Genomic DNA, 15,181 nt, shown 5'->3' with positions numbered 1-15,181 from the left:
GCGGGGTGGAGCAGCTTGGTAGCTCGTCGGGCTCATAACCCGAAGGTCGTCGGTTCAAATCCGGCCCCCGCAACCAAATACAAGACGATAGATTGAGTACTTATTTAGTATACAATTGTTAAGTCGTCTACGGATGCGCCGCTTGATTCAACGCCTGCTTCTCGCAACCAATCACATCGCTCTTTTCATAATGCTGCGAAGCATGAATCCCCAAAAGCTAAACTTTTATCCGCATCATATGATGTCGGAAGATTTCGTTTGTGTTTAAAACACGATATGAATCGGCTGACGTACAAGTATGATGAGGCTTCGCGTGTTTTATCTACTTTAATTAACAGAGTTATCCACATACGTCGTTCTGTGGATAAGTTGGTTGATAAAGTGTTTTTAGCTTGACTTTTTATGATGGGGAAGAAAGATCTTTTCTCTAAAGTGAAGTGGAAACAACAAAGAAATATCAATTAACTCTTTGTTATGTAAGGAAAAAATAAGTTTTTTGTCGGATCGAGTACGTTAAAATACGATCATTAACTGGTATTTTTTTGATCCTAGTCATTTCTCCGAGCTGTGTTTAACTTTTTTCTGCTAGCTTGTTTTTCTTGAATCTCAAATTTTTTTCCACATTACAAAATTGAGAACAAGGTCATGAATTGAACATGCAAAAGTACTTTCAATCTCTTGCATATAGACTACGCTCTATGCGTCTCTCGGCAGTCCCTTCTCGACTATCCTTATTAAGCGTTGCTTTTTCGTCTCTATAGATGAATTACTCTCAATGGGGAGTTGATTCAGTTGCTCTGTCAAAGCCCATTTAATGTGCTCATCAAGTAATTTATTTTCACCTTGCCGACTTTCCAGCGCATCTATGATTCGCTGACTATATTCTGCATTACCAAGTGCGACAGCGATGTTACGTAGCCACTGTATATGACCAATACGACGGATAGCGGAGCCTTCCATATTTTTTAGAAAAGTCGCTTCATCCCAGTTAAACATGTCGACGAGGTCAGGGTTTTTGAAACTGTCACGACGGTGGAAATCATCTTGCTCCGTTATGTCGGCGTAGCGGTTCCATGGGCAAACCAATTGACAGTCGTCACAACCATAAATGCGGTTACCCATTGGCTTTCGAAACTCTTCAGGAATCACGCCATCGAACTCGATGGTGAGATAAGAGATACAACGCCTGGCATCGACAACTTTGTCTTCAACGATGGCTTGTGTTGGGCATGATGTAATGCATGCTTTGCATTTACCGCACTGATCAACGCTTGGCTCATCTACGGGTAGTGGTAAGTCGATAAGTAGTTCACCTAAAAAGAACCACGATCCACAGTCTTGATCTAAAATCAGGGAATGTTTCCCGGTCCAACCTAAGCCTGCTTTTTGGGCGAGAGGTCGCTCTAATATTGGTGCGGAATCAACGAAAGGTCGGTAACCATATTGACCAACCTCTTGTTCAATAAGTTTGCCGAGTTTATTTAGCTGCTTTCTGACGAGCTTGTGATAATCACGCCCTAGTGCGTAGCGGCTAATATAGGCATGACTTTTATTCGCGAGGTTTGAAGCGAATTGAGCCTCTGGTGGCAGATAGTCCATCCGGACGCTGATAACACGAACGGTTCCCGGGAGTAGCTCATGGGGTCTAGCACGCATCATACCGTGACGAGCCATCCAATCCATTGAGCCGTGATAGCCTGCATCAAGCCATTTTTGTAGTGCTGCTTCATGTTCACTCAGATCAACGTCGCAGATCCCAACTTTTTGGAAGCCGAGTTCTTTTCCCCAAACTTTGATTTGTTGTGCGAGTTGTTCGTAGTTCATGTTAACCACCGGAATAAAGGGGGGCGGATCTTAACGGATCTCTGGCTTTGGTGCTACCCAGTTAGGTACGTTTTTGATGTTGTGAATACTGCTTATTGAAGTCATTTGCATATATTCTAAATCTAGGTCGATACTAAGATGATTAAGATACCGTTTATTGGATACTTTTTTCGCACATATGACATTTGAAAGCTTGTCTCTCAAAACCAACACGGTTTACTATTCCTGTTCTTTTGATTTTTATATAGTCAACGATCATTAGTTAGAGAAGCATCAATGAGCACGAAACAATTCAATTTAAAAGATGAGCATGAAACGGTTGCACTAGGCACCGCTTTGGCTCAGCTTTGTTCCCAGCAAACCACAATTTATCTGCATGGTGATTTGGGTGCAGGTAAAACAACCTTTAGTCGTGGTTTTGTCCGTGCTCTTGGTCATCAAGGTAACGTGAAAAGTCCAACTTATACTCTAGTCGAACCGTACCAGTTGGATCAGTGGCAAGTATATCACTTCGACCTTTATCGTCTTGCGGATCCTGAAGAGCTTGAGTTTATGGGGATTCGAGACTATTTCACAGACGATGCGATTTGCTTGGTTGAATGGCCTGAAAAAGGGCATGGCTTACTGCCACAACCGGATCTTGATGTAAACATTCGCTACCAAGGTGAGCAACGTGTAGCCGAACTAACAGCTAATAATGATTATGGTGTGCAGTTACTCAGTCGATTGGAGCTATGTTGAGTTTTTCAAATTTTAGAGTGGTGGCGACGTTTGTCGCCACTTTTCTCCTTCTCATCCCCAATTTAGCATTTGCTAACGTCGTTAAGAGTTTTCGAGTTTGGCCTTCACCTGATGAAACGCGTGTTGTCATCGATTTAGGCTCGGAAGCTGACTATTCCTATTTCTCTTTATCAGGGCCGGATCGCCTTGTCGTGGATTTAAAAAGCACGACGATGCAGGCCAAACTACCTGTTACTGTTACGGATAGCCCTGTTTTAAAACTGGTACGAAAAAGCTCGCCTCCAGAGAAGGGCACTTATCGTTTGGTGTTTGAACTAAAAAAGAGCGTTCAAGCGGAGTTATTTAAATTAAGCCCAACACCAGGTGGGCAGTATGGTCACCGCTTGGTGATTGATTTACCGCACGGTAAGAAGGCATCGACCTCAAAACCGAGTAAGCCAGCGGCGGCCAGCAAAGACATGAGTTCAGTTCAACGAGCTCAAGAAGTGTTAATTGTTATCGACCCTGGTCACGGTGGGGAAGACCCTGGCTCTATTGGCCCTTCACGTCGTAAGTACGAGAAAGATGCGGTATTGAGTATCTCAAGAAAAATTGCTGCTCAGCTCGATGCGACTCCTGGTATTAAAACGCGCATGACTCGTACGGGAGATTACTTTGTAAACTTAAACCGTCGTGTCGCGATTGCTCGTGAAAATGATGCACACTTACTGATCTCCATTCACGCTGATGCGTTTACCTCACCGAAGCCTCGCGGTGGTTCGGTCTTCGTACTAAATACTCGTCGTGCAAATACCGAAATTGCTCGTTGGGTCGAGAACCATGAGAAACAGTCTGAGTTATTGGGCGGCTCGGGTAATGCGTTCTTCACGAAGACAAAAGATCGTAATGTGAACCAAACTTTGCTGGACTTGCAGTTTAGTCACTCACAAAAAGAAGGCTATAAACTGGCAACAGAAATCCTAGGTGAGATGGGACGTGTTGCGCACCTGCATAACACCAAACCGATCAACACCAGCCTTGCGGTTTTACGCTCTCCACAGATTCCGTCTGTGCTAGTGGAAACGGGCTTTATTTCTAACCCAACAGAAGAGCGTTTACTGTTTCAACGAGCGCACCAAGATAAGTTAGCTCAGGCTATCACTAAGGCGGTCGTCAAGTACTTAAAAGATAACCCACCAGAGGGTACGGTGTTCTCGCCTTCAGCGAAGCCAATGGTACATATTGTAAAGCGTGGCGAGTCATTATCGGTGATCGCGAACAAATATGGGCTTAGCTCTAAAGCGCTGATGTCGGCAAACAACTTGAAGTCGACAGGCTTGGCAATTGGTCAGAAGCTCAACATTCCTTCTGCTGGTACGATTAAAGTGCCAAGTAAACCGATTACTGTTGAGACAGAAACCATTACGCACAAGGTTAAGTCTGGTGAGTTCTTAGGTAAGATTGCGAATCACTATAAAGTGAAGGTTTCAGATATCCGCCGAGAGAATAACTTGAAGTCAGATACCTTGTGGGTAGGGCAAAAGTTGAAGATAACGGTCGCGGTAAAAGATAAACCGATTCGTAAGCACAAGGTTTCTCGGGGTGAGTTCCTTGGCAAAATAGCGTCCAAATACGGCGTTAGCGTATCGAGCATTCGTAAAGCGAATAACTTACGCTCTGATCAGCTAGCGGTTGGGCAAGTCCTGATCATTCCAAACAAGTAGGTGAGCTTCTAACTCATTATGACGATTAAAATTTTGCCAGCCAGACTTGCAAACCAAATCGCCGCAGGGGAAGTGGTCGAAAGACCTGCTTCTGTGATTAAAGAGCTGGTTGAAAATAGTCTTGATTCTGGCGCAACTCGAATCGATATCGATATCGAGAAAGGAGGCGCAAAGCTGATTCGTGTTCGTGATAACGGAAAAGGTATCGCGAAAGATGAACTCGGCTTAGCGCTCAGTCGTCATGCGACATCTAAGATACATACCTTAGATGATCTCGAAGCCATTATGAGTCTAGGTTTTCGCGGTGAAGCGTTAGCCAGTATTAGCTCAGTCTCGCGTTTGACGCTCACGTCGCGTCCTGCGGCACAAGAAGAAGCCTGGAGTGCCTACTCCGAAGGGCGTGATATGCAGGTGAAGCTTAAGCCAGCAGCTCACCCGATTGGCACTACCGTTGAGGTGTTGGACTTATTTTTTAATACTCCAGCGCGTCGCAAGTTTCTTCGTACGGAGAAAACCGAATTTGCTCATATTGATGAGTTATTGAAACGCATTGCGTTAAGCCGCTTTGATGTCACCATCAATGTGCGTCATAACGGCAAGATCATCCGTCAATATCGCGCGGCGAAAAATCAGCTTCAAACCGAAAAGCGTATTGCTGCTGTCTGCGGTAATGCGTTTGTGCGGCATATGCTCAGAATCGAGCTTGAGCATCAAGGGTTAAAGTTACATGGGTGGATTACCACACCAGAGGGAGCAAGGCAGCAAAGCGATTTACAATATTGCTATGTGAATGGCCGAATGATGCGTGACAAATTAATCAATCACGCGATTCGTCAAAGCTATGAAATGAGCTTAAAGCCAGATCAGTTTGCTGCGTATGTGCTCTTTATTGAGCTAGAGCCGCACCAAGTAGATGTGAATGTTCACCCTGCTAAGCATGAAGTGCGTTTCCACCAAGCTCGTTTGGTGCATGATTTCATCTATCAAGCTTTGACGGATGCACTTTCACAAAGCGCCGTGATTGATAAACCACAGGTGAATGAATCGGCATTTCATCGCGTGGAACCGACTGAGTCTGAAGAGATTGAGCATTCGCCAGAGCCTGAAAAAGTACAAGAGCCAGCATCTTCACCAGTACCAGAACGGGTTTATCAAGCGATAGAGAGTACACCGGCTTATCCTGGACGCAGTGATTATGAAGTGAAGCCTCGTAATAGCGGTCCTAGTGAAACCTCCGTGCGAGAGGCGCGCGTAGTGGAGTCATTCAAACGTAATGATTGGGTGGAATCCAAACCCGCACCAAAGCCAAGTCACAGTAAAGAGCGCCACGTAGAACCAGCGCCAACTAAACAAGAAGTACGCGCTTATCACGAGCTGTTGAAAACGCCAGAGTTTGAGGCTCAGGCAGTCACTCCAATAGCGCCCCAAACGATAACTTCGCACACATCAATGCCATCGATTACTGCATTAGGCAAAGCGCTGATGGTGGTCGATGAACAATTTGTTTTGATGGACAGTGACAGTGGGGCGGCGTTAGTCTCGTTACCTAGAGCAGAATTTTATCGTGTAAAAGGCCAGCTCACTCCAAGCGATGGTGCACTTAAGGCACAACCTCTGCTTGTTCCTCTATCTATTAAGTTAGAGGCCGAATTAGTGAGACTGGCCCAAGATTATCAACAAGATTTGGCATTGCTTGGTATTCAATTGAAAGCGAGAAACGAGCACGCCTTAATGGTGATGGGCGTTCCAGCTCCGCTGCGTCAACAAAACTTACAAAATTTAGTACCAGATCTGTTATCTTACGCGCAATCTTGTGTGAACGAAGGTATAGCAGCGGCTCAGATGCTGTCTGAGTTGATAGATTGGCTCGCATTACAGGTCACGACAGTGAAGAGTCACTATACTTTTTCTGAAGCCATTCAAATTATTGCGGAACTTGAACAGCTAAGACATGGTCAATTGCCATTAGAAGATACAAAATTCGTATCCGCTGTTGATTTCTCTGCCACGATAGCCAAATTAAAACCATGACAGATAAACTACCTTTGGCGCTATTTTTAATGGGGCCAACTGCATCAGGCAAAACTGAGCTGGCGATTAGTCTTCGTCAAAAATTTCCGATTGAGATCATCAGTGTTGATTCTGCTTTGATCTACAAAGGGATGGATATCGGTACGGCGAAACCGGATGAAAAAGAGTTAAGTTTGGCGCCTCATCGCTTGATAGATATTTTGGATCCAAGTGAATCTTACTCTGTCGCCGACTTTCGTCGAGATGCATTGAAAGCGATGGATGATATTGTTGCAGAAGGAAAAATTCCACTTCTTGTGGGTGGAACAATGCTGTATTACAAGGCGTTACTTGAAGGTTTATCACCACTTCCTGCTGCAAATCCTGAAATTCGTCAGCAAATTGAACAAGAGGCATTGACTAAAGGTTGGTCAGTGTTGCACGATGAACTCAAAGAGGTTGATCCTGTGTCAGCCGCGAGAATCCATCCCAATGATCCCCAACGTTTATCTCGGGCATTGGAAGTTTTTCGCATTTCAGGTAAAACTTTGACTGAATTGACTCAAACGAAAGGTGAAAGCCTACCATACCGAGTCAAGCAGTTTGCAATAGCTCCCAAGGATAGGGCAGAACTTCACCGTCGGATTGAACTCCGTTTCGAGAAGATGATGGAAGCGGGCTTTGAAGAAGAAATGAAAGCGTTACATTCGCGAAAAGATCTTCACCCCGATCTTCCTTCCATACGATGCGTCGGTTACCGACAGATGTGGGAGTATTTAGATGGGGAGTGTACACGTGACGAAGCGGTATTTCGTGGCGTATGCGCGACTCGTCAATTGGCCAAGCGTCAAATCACCTGGTTACGCAGCTGGGATGATTTAACTTGGTTGGATAGCGAGAACATTGAACAGGCATTAGAAACGATGTCGGAAGCAATAGCATCTGATTGACATAGCTGTGTATAATGTGATCGTTTTTGCGTGAACGCACTCTCAAAGGATCTGTTGTTGGCGGTTTTTATACTATGCTGCTAATTACTTAGAGTGCATTTTTGATTCGTTTAGCTCAGATGCAAAAGCCGTATCTTTTGCATTGCACCACTAGCTAAATAATTACAACTACAAATTAAATAAGGAAAATAAAAATGGCTAAGGGGCAATCTCTACAAGACCCATTTCTAAACGCGCTACGTCGTGAGCGTATCCCGGTATCTATCTACCTTGTGAATGGTATTAAACTACAAGGTCAGATCGAATCATTCGATCAATTTGTGATCCTGCTGAAGAATACTGTTAACCAAATGGTGTACAAGCACGCGATCTCAACAGTTGTGCCGGCTCGTCCAGTGAGCCATCACAGCGGTGAACGTCCACAAGGTGAGCGTCCACAAGAGAAATCAGAAGATTAATTCTTCATCGAGTATTTTTAAAATAAGGAGTTGATTGCTTGTTTGACCGTTATGAATCCGGTGAGCGAGCCGTACTTGTTCATATCAACTTCACGCAAGAAGGTGAATGGGAAGATCTGGCTGAGTTCGAAATGCTGGTTTCTTCTGCTGGGGTAGAGGCGCTACAAGTGGTAACTGGTAGTCGTCAATCCCCACACCCGAAATACTATGTCGGAGAGGGTAAGGCCCAAGAGATTGCTACAGCGGTACAATCAACGGGTGCCGAAATTGTGATTTTTAATCACGCCCTCTCTCCTGCCCAAGAACGTAACCTCGAAGCACTGTGCCAATGTCGAGTTCTCGACCGCACTGGTCTTATTCTCGATATCTTTGCTCAACGAGCTCGAACACACGAAGGTAAGCTACAGGTAGAGCTGGCTCAACTTCGTCATATCTCTACTCGTTTGATTCGTGGTTGGACGCACCTTGAAAGGCAGAAAGGTGGTATCGGTTTACGTGGCCCGGGTGAAACCCAGCTGGAAACCGACCGTCGCTTATTGCGTGACAGAATCAAAGCCATCCTGCGACGCTTAGACAAAGTAGCGAAGCAGCGTGAACAAGGGCGCCGCGCCCGAAATCGAGCTGAAATCCCAACGGTTTCACTTGTGGGTTACACCAACGCGGGTAAGTCGACACTCTTCAACCGTATTACAGAAGCTGGCGTGTACGCGGCTGATCAATTATTTGCTACTTTGGACCCGACTTTACGTAAGATAGAGTTAGCAGATGTTGGTCCTGCCATCCTGGCAGACACGGTTGGTTTTATTCGACATTTGCCACACGACTTGGTTGCGGCCTTCAAGGCAACCTTGCAGGAAACGCAAGAAGCTGACATTTTGTTACATGTTGTTGATGCCAGTGATGAGCGTTTTCGTGAGAATATTCAAGCTGTTCATGAAGTACTAGAAGAGATCGATGCGCATGAAGTGCCGACTCTGGTTGTCATGAACAAAATCGACAATCTAGATTCGCAGAAACCACGTATAGAACGAGACGAGGAAGGCGTACCTCGCGCAGTTTGGGTTTCAGCAATGGATGGGTTGGGCATTGATGTCCTGTTTGAGGCGCTGACGGAACGTCTGGCGTCACAAATGGTCGAGCATCAGTTGCGAATTCCTCCACAGTATCAAGGACGATTCCGTAGTACCTTCTTCCAAATGAAGTGTATTCAACGTGAGGAATATGACCAGGATGGTAACTTGTTGATCGATATTCGAATGCAGCAAGTAGATTGGTCTAGACTTGAAAAAAGAGAAGGGGCAGTTTTGACTGGCTTTATAGTCACTTAAAGGACTGCTACAGTATAACGTCATATCAAATGATGGAGCTTTCTAATGGCGTGGAATGAGCCTGGAAATAACAACGGCAACAATGGCCTCGATAATGACCCTTGGGGTAATAATAATCGTGGTGGCCAGCGTCCTGGTGGCCGAGATCAAGGTCCGCCAGATTTAGATGAAGTGTTCAACAAACTGAGTCAAAAGCTGGGCGGCAAGTTTGGTAAAAAAGGCGGCGGTGGTTCTCCAATCGGCGGCGGTGGTGGTAGTGCAATTGGCTTTGGCGTGATTGCTCTGATTGCTGTTGCAGTTTGGTTCTTCGCTGGTTTTTACACCATCGGTGAAGCAGAGCGTGGTGTTGTACTGCGTTTAGGTAAATACGATCGTATCGTAGACCCAGGTCTTAACTGGCGTCCTCGCTTTATTGATGAGTACGAAGCGGTAAACGTACAAGCGATTCGTTCACTACGTGCATCTGGTCTAATGCTGACTAAAGATGAAAACGTTGTAACAGTTGCGATGGATGTTCAGTACCGAGTGACTGACCCATACAAATACTTGTACCGTGTAACCAATGCAGACGACAGCTTGCGTCAAGCAACGGATTCTGCACTACGTGCAGTAATTGGTGACTCATTGATGGATAGCATTCTAACCAGTGGTCGTCAGCAAATTCGTCAAACTACGCAAGAAACACTGAACCAAATCATTGATAGCTATGATATGGGTCTGGTACTTGTTGATGTGAACTTCCAGTCTGCTCGTCCACCAGAGCAAGTGAAAGATGCGTTTGATGATGCAATCGCAGCACGTGAGGATGAAGAGCGTTTCATTCGTGAAGCTGAAGCATACAAGAACGAAATCTTGCCTAAGGCAACGGGTCGTGCGGAGCGTTTGAAGAAAGAAGCACAAGGTTACAATGAGCGTGTCACTAACGAGGCTCTTGGTCAGGTAGCACAGTTCGAAAAACTACTACCAGAATACCAAGCAGCGCCTGGTGTAACGCGTGATCGTCTGTACATTGACGCAATGGAAGAGGTGTACTCAAGCACTTCGAAAGTGTTGATTGACTCGGAATCAAGCGGCAATCTTCTTTACCTTCCAATTGATAAGTTGGCGGGACAAGAGGGCAAAGCAGATACCAAACGTAAATCGAAGTCATCTTCAACCTATGATCAAATTCAACTTGAGTCTGATCGTACACAAGAAGACACTTCGAACTCGCAGTCTCGTTCAACAGGTTCACGTCAAGGGAGATACTAAGAATGCGTAAGTTAATGATCCCTGTACTGGTAATCGCACTGGCATTAATGTTGATGTCTTTGTTTGTGATTCCTGAAGGTGAGCGCGGTATCGTGGTTCGATTTGGTCGTGTCTTGAAAGACAACAACGACATCACTCGAATTTACGAGCCTGGTCTGCATTTCAAGATGCCTTTGTTTGACCGTGTGAAACAACTTGATGCACGTATCCAAACAATGGATGGCCGTGCAGACCGTTTCGTAACGTCTGAGAAAAAAGACGTTATCATTGATACCTACGTGAAGTGGCGTATTGAAGATTTTGGTCGCTACTACCTCGCGACTGGCGGTGGTAACTCGCTAACGGCAGAGGCACTACTTGAGCGTAAAGTGACGGACGTGCTTCGTTCTGAAATCGGTGCTCGTGAAATCAAACAGATCGTATCTGGTCCACGTAACGATGATGTGCTACCAGAAGACGCAAGTGCCGATGTTGTCGCAACTGAAGCGGCTCGTGAGGCGCTTGAGATTGATGGTGAACGCGACCTAATCATGTCTGAAGTATTGAAAGACACGCGTGAAAGCGCAATGAAAGACTTAGGTGTTCGTGTCGTTGATTTCCGAATGAAGAAAATCAACCTGCCTGATGAAATCAGTGAGTCTATCTACCGTCGTATGCGTGCGGAGCGTGAGTCCGTTGCTCGTAAGCACCGTTCTCAAGGTCGTGAAAAAGCGGAAGTTATTCGTGCTCAAGCAGAACTAGAAGTAGCAACTATTCTAGCTGAAGCTGATAAAACTGCGCGTGTGACACGAGGTGAGGCGGATGCTGAAGCTGCGAAGATTTATGCTGAAGCGTACAACAAAGACCCTGAGTTCTTTAGCTTCCTACGCTCGCTACGTGCGTATGAGAAGTCCTTCAGCTCTAAGAGCGATATTCTGGTGCTTGATCCGAAGAGTGAGTTCTTCCAATACATGAACCAGTCGAAGGGCAGCATGGAGAAATAATCTCCGCTTCTCATTGAAATAAAAGGCTCCTTAGGGAGCCTTTTTTGTATCTGATGCTAAGTGCTAGCTCATCATGATGGCGATTACGGCTCCAGCAACTACTAGGCAGCCACCGATGCGTCGTAGCTGATTGTTGGGTTGTTCACTTAATTGAGCCACCATATTCCGCCAACCGTTAGGAGCAATCAGTGGCCCAATGCCTTCCACGATCAAGACGAGCCCAATCGCCAACCATATGGATTCAGACATAGCGCTTTCCAGTCGAATAGAGAAAGCTAAATACTATCAGTGATATGCTGATTTCAAAATGAACAAAGCGGCAAGATGACATTCTGGTAGCAACTCTGTGAACAAAAAATGACTGCAAGAAGCGTGATTCGGTGCTAGAATCCATTTTTAACTAGCAATCAGACTTGGAAAGATGGGAAATAACGTAGTCGTTCTAGGCACCCAATGGGGTGACGAAGGTAAAGGTAAAATCGTAGACCTTTTAACTGAAGATGCAAAATACGTGGTACGCTACCAAGGCGGTCACAACGCAGGTCACACTCTCGTAATTGACGGTGAAAAAACCGTTCTTCACTTAATTCCATCAGGTATCCTTCGCGATAACGTAAAATGTGTTATCGGTAACGGTGTTGTACTATCACCTGAAGCTCTACTTAAAGAAATGAAGCCTCTTGAAGAGCGCGGTATTCCAGTACGCGAGCGTCTTTTCATTTCTGAAGCATGTCCGCTAATTCTTCCTTACCACGTTGCAATGGACCAAGCTCGCGAAATCGCTCGCGGTAAAAAAGCTATCGGTACTACTGGTCGTGGTATCGGTCCAGCATACGAAGATAAAGTTGCTCGTCGCGGTCTACGCGTTGGCGACCTATTCGATATGGCGACTTTCGCAGAGAAGCTAAAAGAAGTCATGGAGTTCCATAACTTCCAACTAGTTAACTTCTACAAAGCGGAGCCAGTAAGCTACGAAGAAGTACTTGAGCAAGCTAAAGGCTACGCTGAACTACTAACGTCAATGGTTATCGACGTAACTGACGAACTAGACGCAGCACGTAAGCGCGGCGACAAGATCATGTTCGAAGGTGCACAAGGTACACTACTTGATATCGACCACGGTACTTACCCGTACGTAACGTCTTCTAACACGACTGCTGGTGGTGTTGCTGCAGGTTCTGGTTTTGGTCCTCGTCACATCGGTTACATCTTGGGTATCGCAAAAGCGTACTGTACTCGCGTTGGTGCTGGTCCATTCCCGACTGAACTATACGACGGTTTAGATAAGCAAGATCCAATTGGTAAGCACTTAGGTGAAGTTGGCCACGAGTTCGGTGCGACAACTGGTCGTCTACGTCGTACAGGTTGGTTCGATGCTGTTGCTATGCGTCGTGCAATCCAAATCAACTCTGTATCTGGTTTCTGTCTAACTAAACTAGACGTACTAGATGGTCTAGAAGAGCTAAAAATCTGTACTGGTTACAAGATGGAAGATGGCTCTGTGCTAGAAGTTTCTCCGATGGCTGCTGAAGCATTCGAAAAAGCAACGCCAATCTACGAAACAATGCCTGGTTGGTCTGAGAACACATTTGGTGCTAAGTCACTAGATGCTCTACCACAAGCCGCTCTTGACTACATCAAGCGTATTGAAGAGCTAACTGGCGTTCCAGTAGACATCATCTCTACAGGTCCTGACCGTAACGAAACTATCATCAAAGTTCACCCATTCGAAGCTTAATTGATAGCCGTTAAAGATTGCAAAAGCCGACCTTCTGGTCGGCTTTTTTGTATCTGAACAAAAACAGCGTGACTCTCATATGGCAAGCTTTTGCCGCTGAGCCTAAATCAGAGGCAAAAATTGTCTAAAGCTTAGCTGTTTTTTGCCGATAAGGTTATCAAGCAGAGGAGATCCTTCACCGATCTTTGGTTTCTTAGATACCTTAAGGGTACGTTTATGAAGTTACGAACAGTGGCTGCTTCACTGTTGTTGACCTTGGTTGCTACCACAGTGAAAGCCAATGTTGCTGATGTGGGGGCACCAGTTCCGATCTATACCGAAGCAGAGCTGATAAAGCTTATTGAGCAAAATAAGCACTTACAACGTGTGCGCGCTGATAACTGCCAGCTGGTGGAGGATATCGTAGCTCGTGCGACTCGAATTAACTTACCCGCTTATGAATTTCTGTACGGAGATATGTTGGCTTGGGGGGTGTGTGTCGAGCAAGATGTCGAACTGGGTCTTTACTACATCGAAAATGCAGCGCATCAGGGGTTACCAGCTGCACTAGAGCAGATTGGCCGATACTATTCGCGTGGCACTTTAGTACAGCAAGATAAAGAACGTGCAATTCCATATTTGCGAGAAGCTGCGTCAATGGGAAACCTAAACGCGCGTATTCATCTGGCCGAGTTGCTTTTACGTGATTATGGCAGTCCACTCGATTACGAAGATGCGTATCGTTGGTTATATAACTCTGTCACAGCAGATAAGCGGCAGCATAAGCGCATAACTGTATTGAGAAACGGCCTTGAACAGCGCATGCCACAAAACGTTATTGCTCGAGCTAAACGGCGAGACACCTTTTGGTAACGCTTCAATATTGCAAACAACTTCATACAACAAAGCCCACGTCACGTGGGCTTTGTTGTTTTCCCGATAGTTGGTAGCGCTTAAACCACTTTGTGTGGACCGAAGCATTCGTAATGGAATTGCTCTTCTGGTACGCCAAGTTCTAATAGCTGTTTCGCTACGTGCTGCATAAATCCTACAGGACCACAGAAGTATACCTGCACGTTATCTTGCTTTAATGCAGCTTCAATTTCATACAGATTGACAAAGCCCGTGAAGTGGAAGTCTTCGCCTAGCTTGTCTTCTGCCGTTGGTTGGTTATACCAAACGAGCGCGTTCATATTTTCTTTTTCTGCAACGAGTTGGTTTACGTGTTGCTTGAAAGCATGCTGTTGGCCATTTTCTGTTGCATGAACCCAAGTTACAGGTGCTTGATGTGCTGAGAGACTTTCTAGCATTGACAGCGTTGGAGTAAGTCCCACACCAGCAGAAATTAGAACAACGGGTGTTTGTGGTTCGGCATCCATAAAGAAATCACCGGCAGGGGCCGCAAGCTGCACTTTTTCGCCAATGTTCAGGCTATCGTGCAGGTAGTTCGACACTTTTCCGCCTTCTTCACGTTTTACTGAGATACGGTAGGTGTTCTCTTGGACCGCAGAAGACAGGCTATATTGGCGAATTTCTTGGTTTTCTAACTGGTCACTGTTGATGTAGATGCCAAGGTATTGTCCCGGTTTATACGGCGCCACTTTTTGGCCATCGGTTGGCTTGAACACAAAGCTGCAAATGTGTTCGCTCTCAATCTTTTTATCGACTAATTCAAATTCGCGTAGACCGCGCCAGCCGCCTTCCAAAGCTTCATTTTGTTGGTAAATTTGTTCTTCGCGCTGAATAAATACATTCGCAAGTACGCCGTAAGCCTCAGCCCAAGCATCCAACACTTCTTGACCTGGATTAAAAAGCTCATCGATTGTCGCAAGTAAATGCTTACCAACGATTTGGTACTGATCTTCTGTGATCAAAAAGCTCGTGTGCTTATGCGCAATTTTCTCTACTGCGCCAAGCAGAGCTGGCAAATTTTCAATATTGGCAGCATAGGCACAGATAGCGTTGAATAATGCTTCACGCTGATCGCCGTTACGCTGGTTACTCATGTTAAAAATATCTTTCAACTCAGGGTTATGAGTAAACATACGCTCGTAAAAGTGCGCGGTCAGTTTTGGTCCTGTTTCGGCGATGAGTGGTGCGGTCGCTTTGACGATCTCGATAGTTTGATTGCTGAGCATAAGGGCTTCCTACTTTAAGTTGTATTTATAATGCATGTTTAAAGTTGTATCTCAAATGTATCTTTCGATCAAGAAAAG

Annotated in this window: 13 protein-coding genes; 10 read left to right on the top strand and 3 right to left on the bottom strand. The window is 45.5% G+C overall.

Annotated features, from left to right (window positions below; genetic code table 11):
- Positions 1–696: 696 nt before the first annotated feature.
- Positions 697–1,824: a tRNA epoxyqueuosine(34) reductase QueG gene (gene queG, locus R7F64_RS22505; RefSeq protein ID WP_238966793.1), complete on the bottom strand. Its 1,128-nt coding sequence runs from the start codon at positions 1,822–1,824 to the stop codon at positions 697–699.
- 276 nt (positions 1,825–2,100) lie between these two features.
- On the opposite strand from queG, the gene tsaE reads away from it, so the two are divergent.
- From tsaE to hflC, 8 genes are all read left to right on the top strand, one after another.
- Positions 2,101–2,565, top strand: coding sequence for a tRNA (adenosine(37)-N6)-threonylcarbamoyltransferase complex ATPase subunit type 1 TsaE (gene tsaE / locus R7F64_RS22500; RefSeq protein WP_005381372.1), 465 nt, complete (start codon positions 2,101–2,103; stop codon positions 2,563–2,565).
- Positions 2,559–4,268 carry an N-acetylmuramoyl-L-alanine amidase gene (locus tag R7F64_RS22495; RefSeq protein WP_005381374.1) on the top strand — a complete coding sequence of 570 codons (1,710 nt, stop codon included), beginning with the start codon at positions 2,559–2,561 and terminating at the stop codon, positions 4,266–4,268. The genes tsaE and R7F64_RS22495 overlap by 7 nt, the downstream gene beginning before the upstream one ends.
- 18 nt (positions 4,269–4,286) lie before the next feature.
- Complete coding sequence (gene mutL / locus R7F64_RS22490; RefSeq protein ID WP_318072086.1) at positions 4,287–6,299, top strand: DNA mismatch repair endonuclease MutL; 2,013 nt, start codon at positions 4,287–4,289, stop codon at positions 6,297–6,299.
- Positions 6,296–7,228 (top strand): tRNA (adenosine(37)-N6)-dimethylallyltransferase MiaA, encoded by a 933-nt coding sequence (miaA, locus tag R7F64_RS22485; RefSeq protein ID WP_053303035.1) that lies wholly within the window; start codon positions 6,296–6,298, stop codon positions 7,226–7,228. The genes mutL and miaA overlap by 4 nt, the downstream gene beginning before the upstream one ends.
- Before the next feature lie 194 nt (positions 7,229–7,422).
- On the top strand, positions 7,423–7,686 hold the full coding sequence (gene hfq, locus R7F64_RS22480) for an RNA chaperone Hfq (RefSeq protein WP_005381379.1): 264 nt from the start codon (positions 7,423–7,425) through the stop codon (positions 7,684–7,686).
- 38 nt (positions 7,687–7,724) lie between these two features.
- Positions 7,725–9,014 (top strand): ribosome rescue GTPase HflX, encoded by a 1,290-nt coding sequence (gene hflX / locus R7F64_RS22475; protein WP_005381380.1) that lies wholly within the window; start codon positions 7,725–7,727, stop codon positions 9,012–9,014.
- Between the two features lie 45 nt (positions 9,015–9,059).
- A complete protein-coding gene (gene hflK / locus R7F64_RS22470) occupies positions 9,060–10,265 on the top strand; it encodes an FtsH protease activity modulator HflK (RefSeq protein ID WP_318072085.1) in 1,206 nt (401 codons plus the stop codon).
- Between the two features lie 2 nt (positions 10,266–10,267).
- Positions 10,268–11,248, top strand: a complete 981-nt coding sequence (gene hflC, locus R7F64_RS22465; protein ID WP_005381382.1) for a protease modulator HflC — start codon at positions 10,268–10,270, stop codon at positions 11,246–11,248.
- Positions 11,249–11,311: 63 nt separating this feature from the next.
- On the opposite strand, the gene R7F64_RS22460 is transcribed toward hflC, so the two are convergent.
- Complete coding sequence (locus tag R7F64_RS22460; RefSeq protein WP_005381383.1) at positions 11,312–11,497, bottom strand: DUF2065 domain-containing protein; 186 nt, start codon at positions 11,495–11,497, stop codon at positions 11,312–11,314.
- Between the two features lie 172 nt (positions 11,498–11,669).
- Between R7F64_RS22460 and R7F64_RS22455 the strand changes: the two genes are divergently transcribed.
- Together R7F64_RS22455 and motX are read left to right on the top strand one after the other, a co-directional pair.
- Positions 11,670–12,986: an adenylosuccinate synthase gene (locus R7F64_RS22455; protein WP_005381385.1), complete on the top strand. Its 1,317-nt coding sequence runs from the start codon at positions 11,670–11,672 to the stop codon at positions 12,984–12,986.
- Between the two features lie 216 nt (positions 12,987–13,202).
- Complete coding sequence (motX, locus tag R7F64_RS22450) at positions 13,203–13,838, top strand: flagellar protein MotX (RefSeq protein ID WP_005381388.1); 636 nt, start codon at positions 13,203–13,205, stop codon at positions 13,836–13,838.
- Between the two features lie 80 nt (positions 13,839–13,918).
- On the opposite strand, the gene hmpA is transcribed toward motX, so the two are convergent.
- A complete protein-coding gene (gene hmpA, locus R7F64_RS22445; RefSeq protein ID WP_005381390.1) occupies positions 13,919–15,103 on the bottom strand; it encodes an NO-inducible flavohemoprotein in 1,185 nt (394 codons plus the stop codon).
- Between the last annotated feature and the right edge of the window lie 78 nt (positions 15,104–15,181).

This window comes from Vibrio sp. Vb1980 (assembly GCF_033338615.1).
In the GTDB taxonomy this organism is placed as follows: domain Bacteria; phylum Pseudomonadota; class Gammaproteobacteria; order Enterobacterales; family Vibrionaceae; genus Vibrio; species Vibrio alginolyticus.
This window is presented reverse-complemented; position numbering and strand designations above follow the sequence as displayed.

Bases quoted from the DNA above. Each gene is read 5' to 3' on its own strand.
- queG (WP_238966793.1), bottom strand. From the start codon at position 1,824: ATGAACTACGAACAACTCGCACAACAAATCAAAGTTTGGGGAAAAGAA.
- tsaE (WP_005381372.1), top strand. From the start codon at position 2,101: ATGAGCACGAAACAATTCAATTTAAAAGATGAGCATGAAACGGTTGCA.
- R7F64_RS22495 (WP_005381374.1), top strand. From the start codon at position 2,559: ATGTTGAGTTTTTCAAATTTTAGAGTGGTGGCGACGTTTGTCGCCACT.
- mutL (WP_318072086.1), top strand. From the start codon at position 4,287: ATGACGATTAAAATTTTGCCAGCCAGACTTGCAAACCAAATCGCCGCA.
- miaA (WP_053303035.1), top strand. From the start codon at position 6,296: ATGACAGATAAACTACCTTTGGCGCTATTTTTAATGGGGCCAACTGCA.
- hfq (WP_005381379.1), top strand. From the start codon at position 7,423: ATGGCTAAGGGGCAATCTCTACAAGACCCATTTCTAAACGCGCTACGT.
- hflK (WP_318072085.1), top strand. From the start codon at position 9,060: ATGGCGTGGAATGAGCCTGGAAATAACAACGGCAACAATGGCCTCGAT.
- hflC (WP_005381382.1), top strand. From the start codon at position 10,268: ATGCGTAAGTTAATGATCCCTGTACTGGTAATCGCACTGGCATTAATG.
- R7F64_RS22460 (WP_005381383.1), bottom strand. From the start codon at position 11,497: ATGTCTGAATCCATATGGTTGGCGATTGGGCTCGTCTTGATCGTGGAA.
- R7F64_RS22455 (WP_005381385.1), top strand. From the start codon at position 11,670: ATGGGAAATAACGTAGTCGTTCTAGGCACCCAATGGGGTGACGAAGGT.
- motX (WP_005381388.1), top strand. From the start codon at position 13,203: ATGAAGTTACGAACAGTGGCTGCTTCACTGTTGTTGACCTTGGTTGCT.
- hmpA (WP_005381390.1), bottom strand. From the start codon at position 15,103: ATGCTCAGCAATCAAACTATCGAGATCGTCAAAGCGACCGCACCACTC.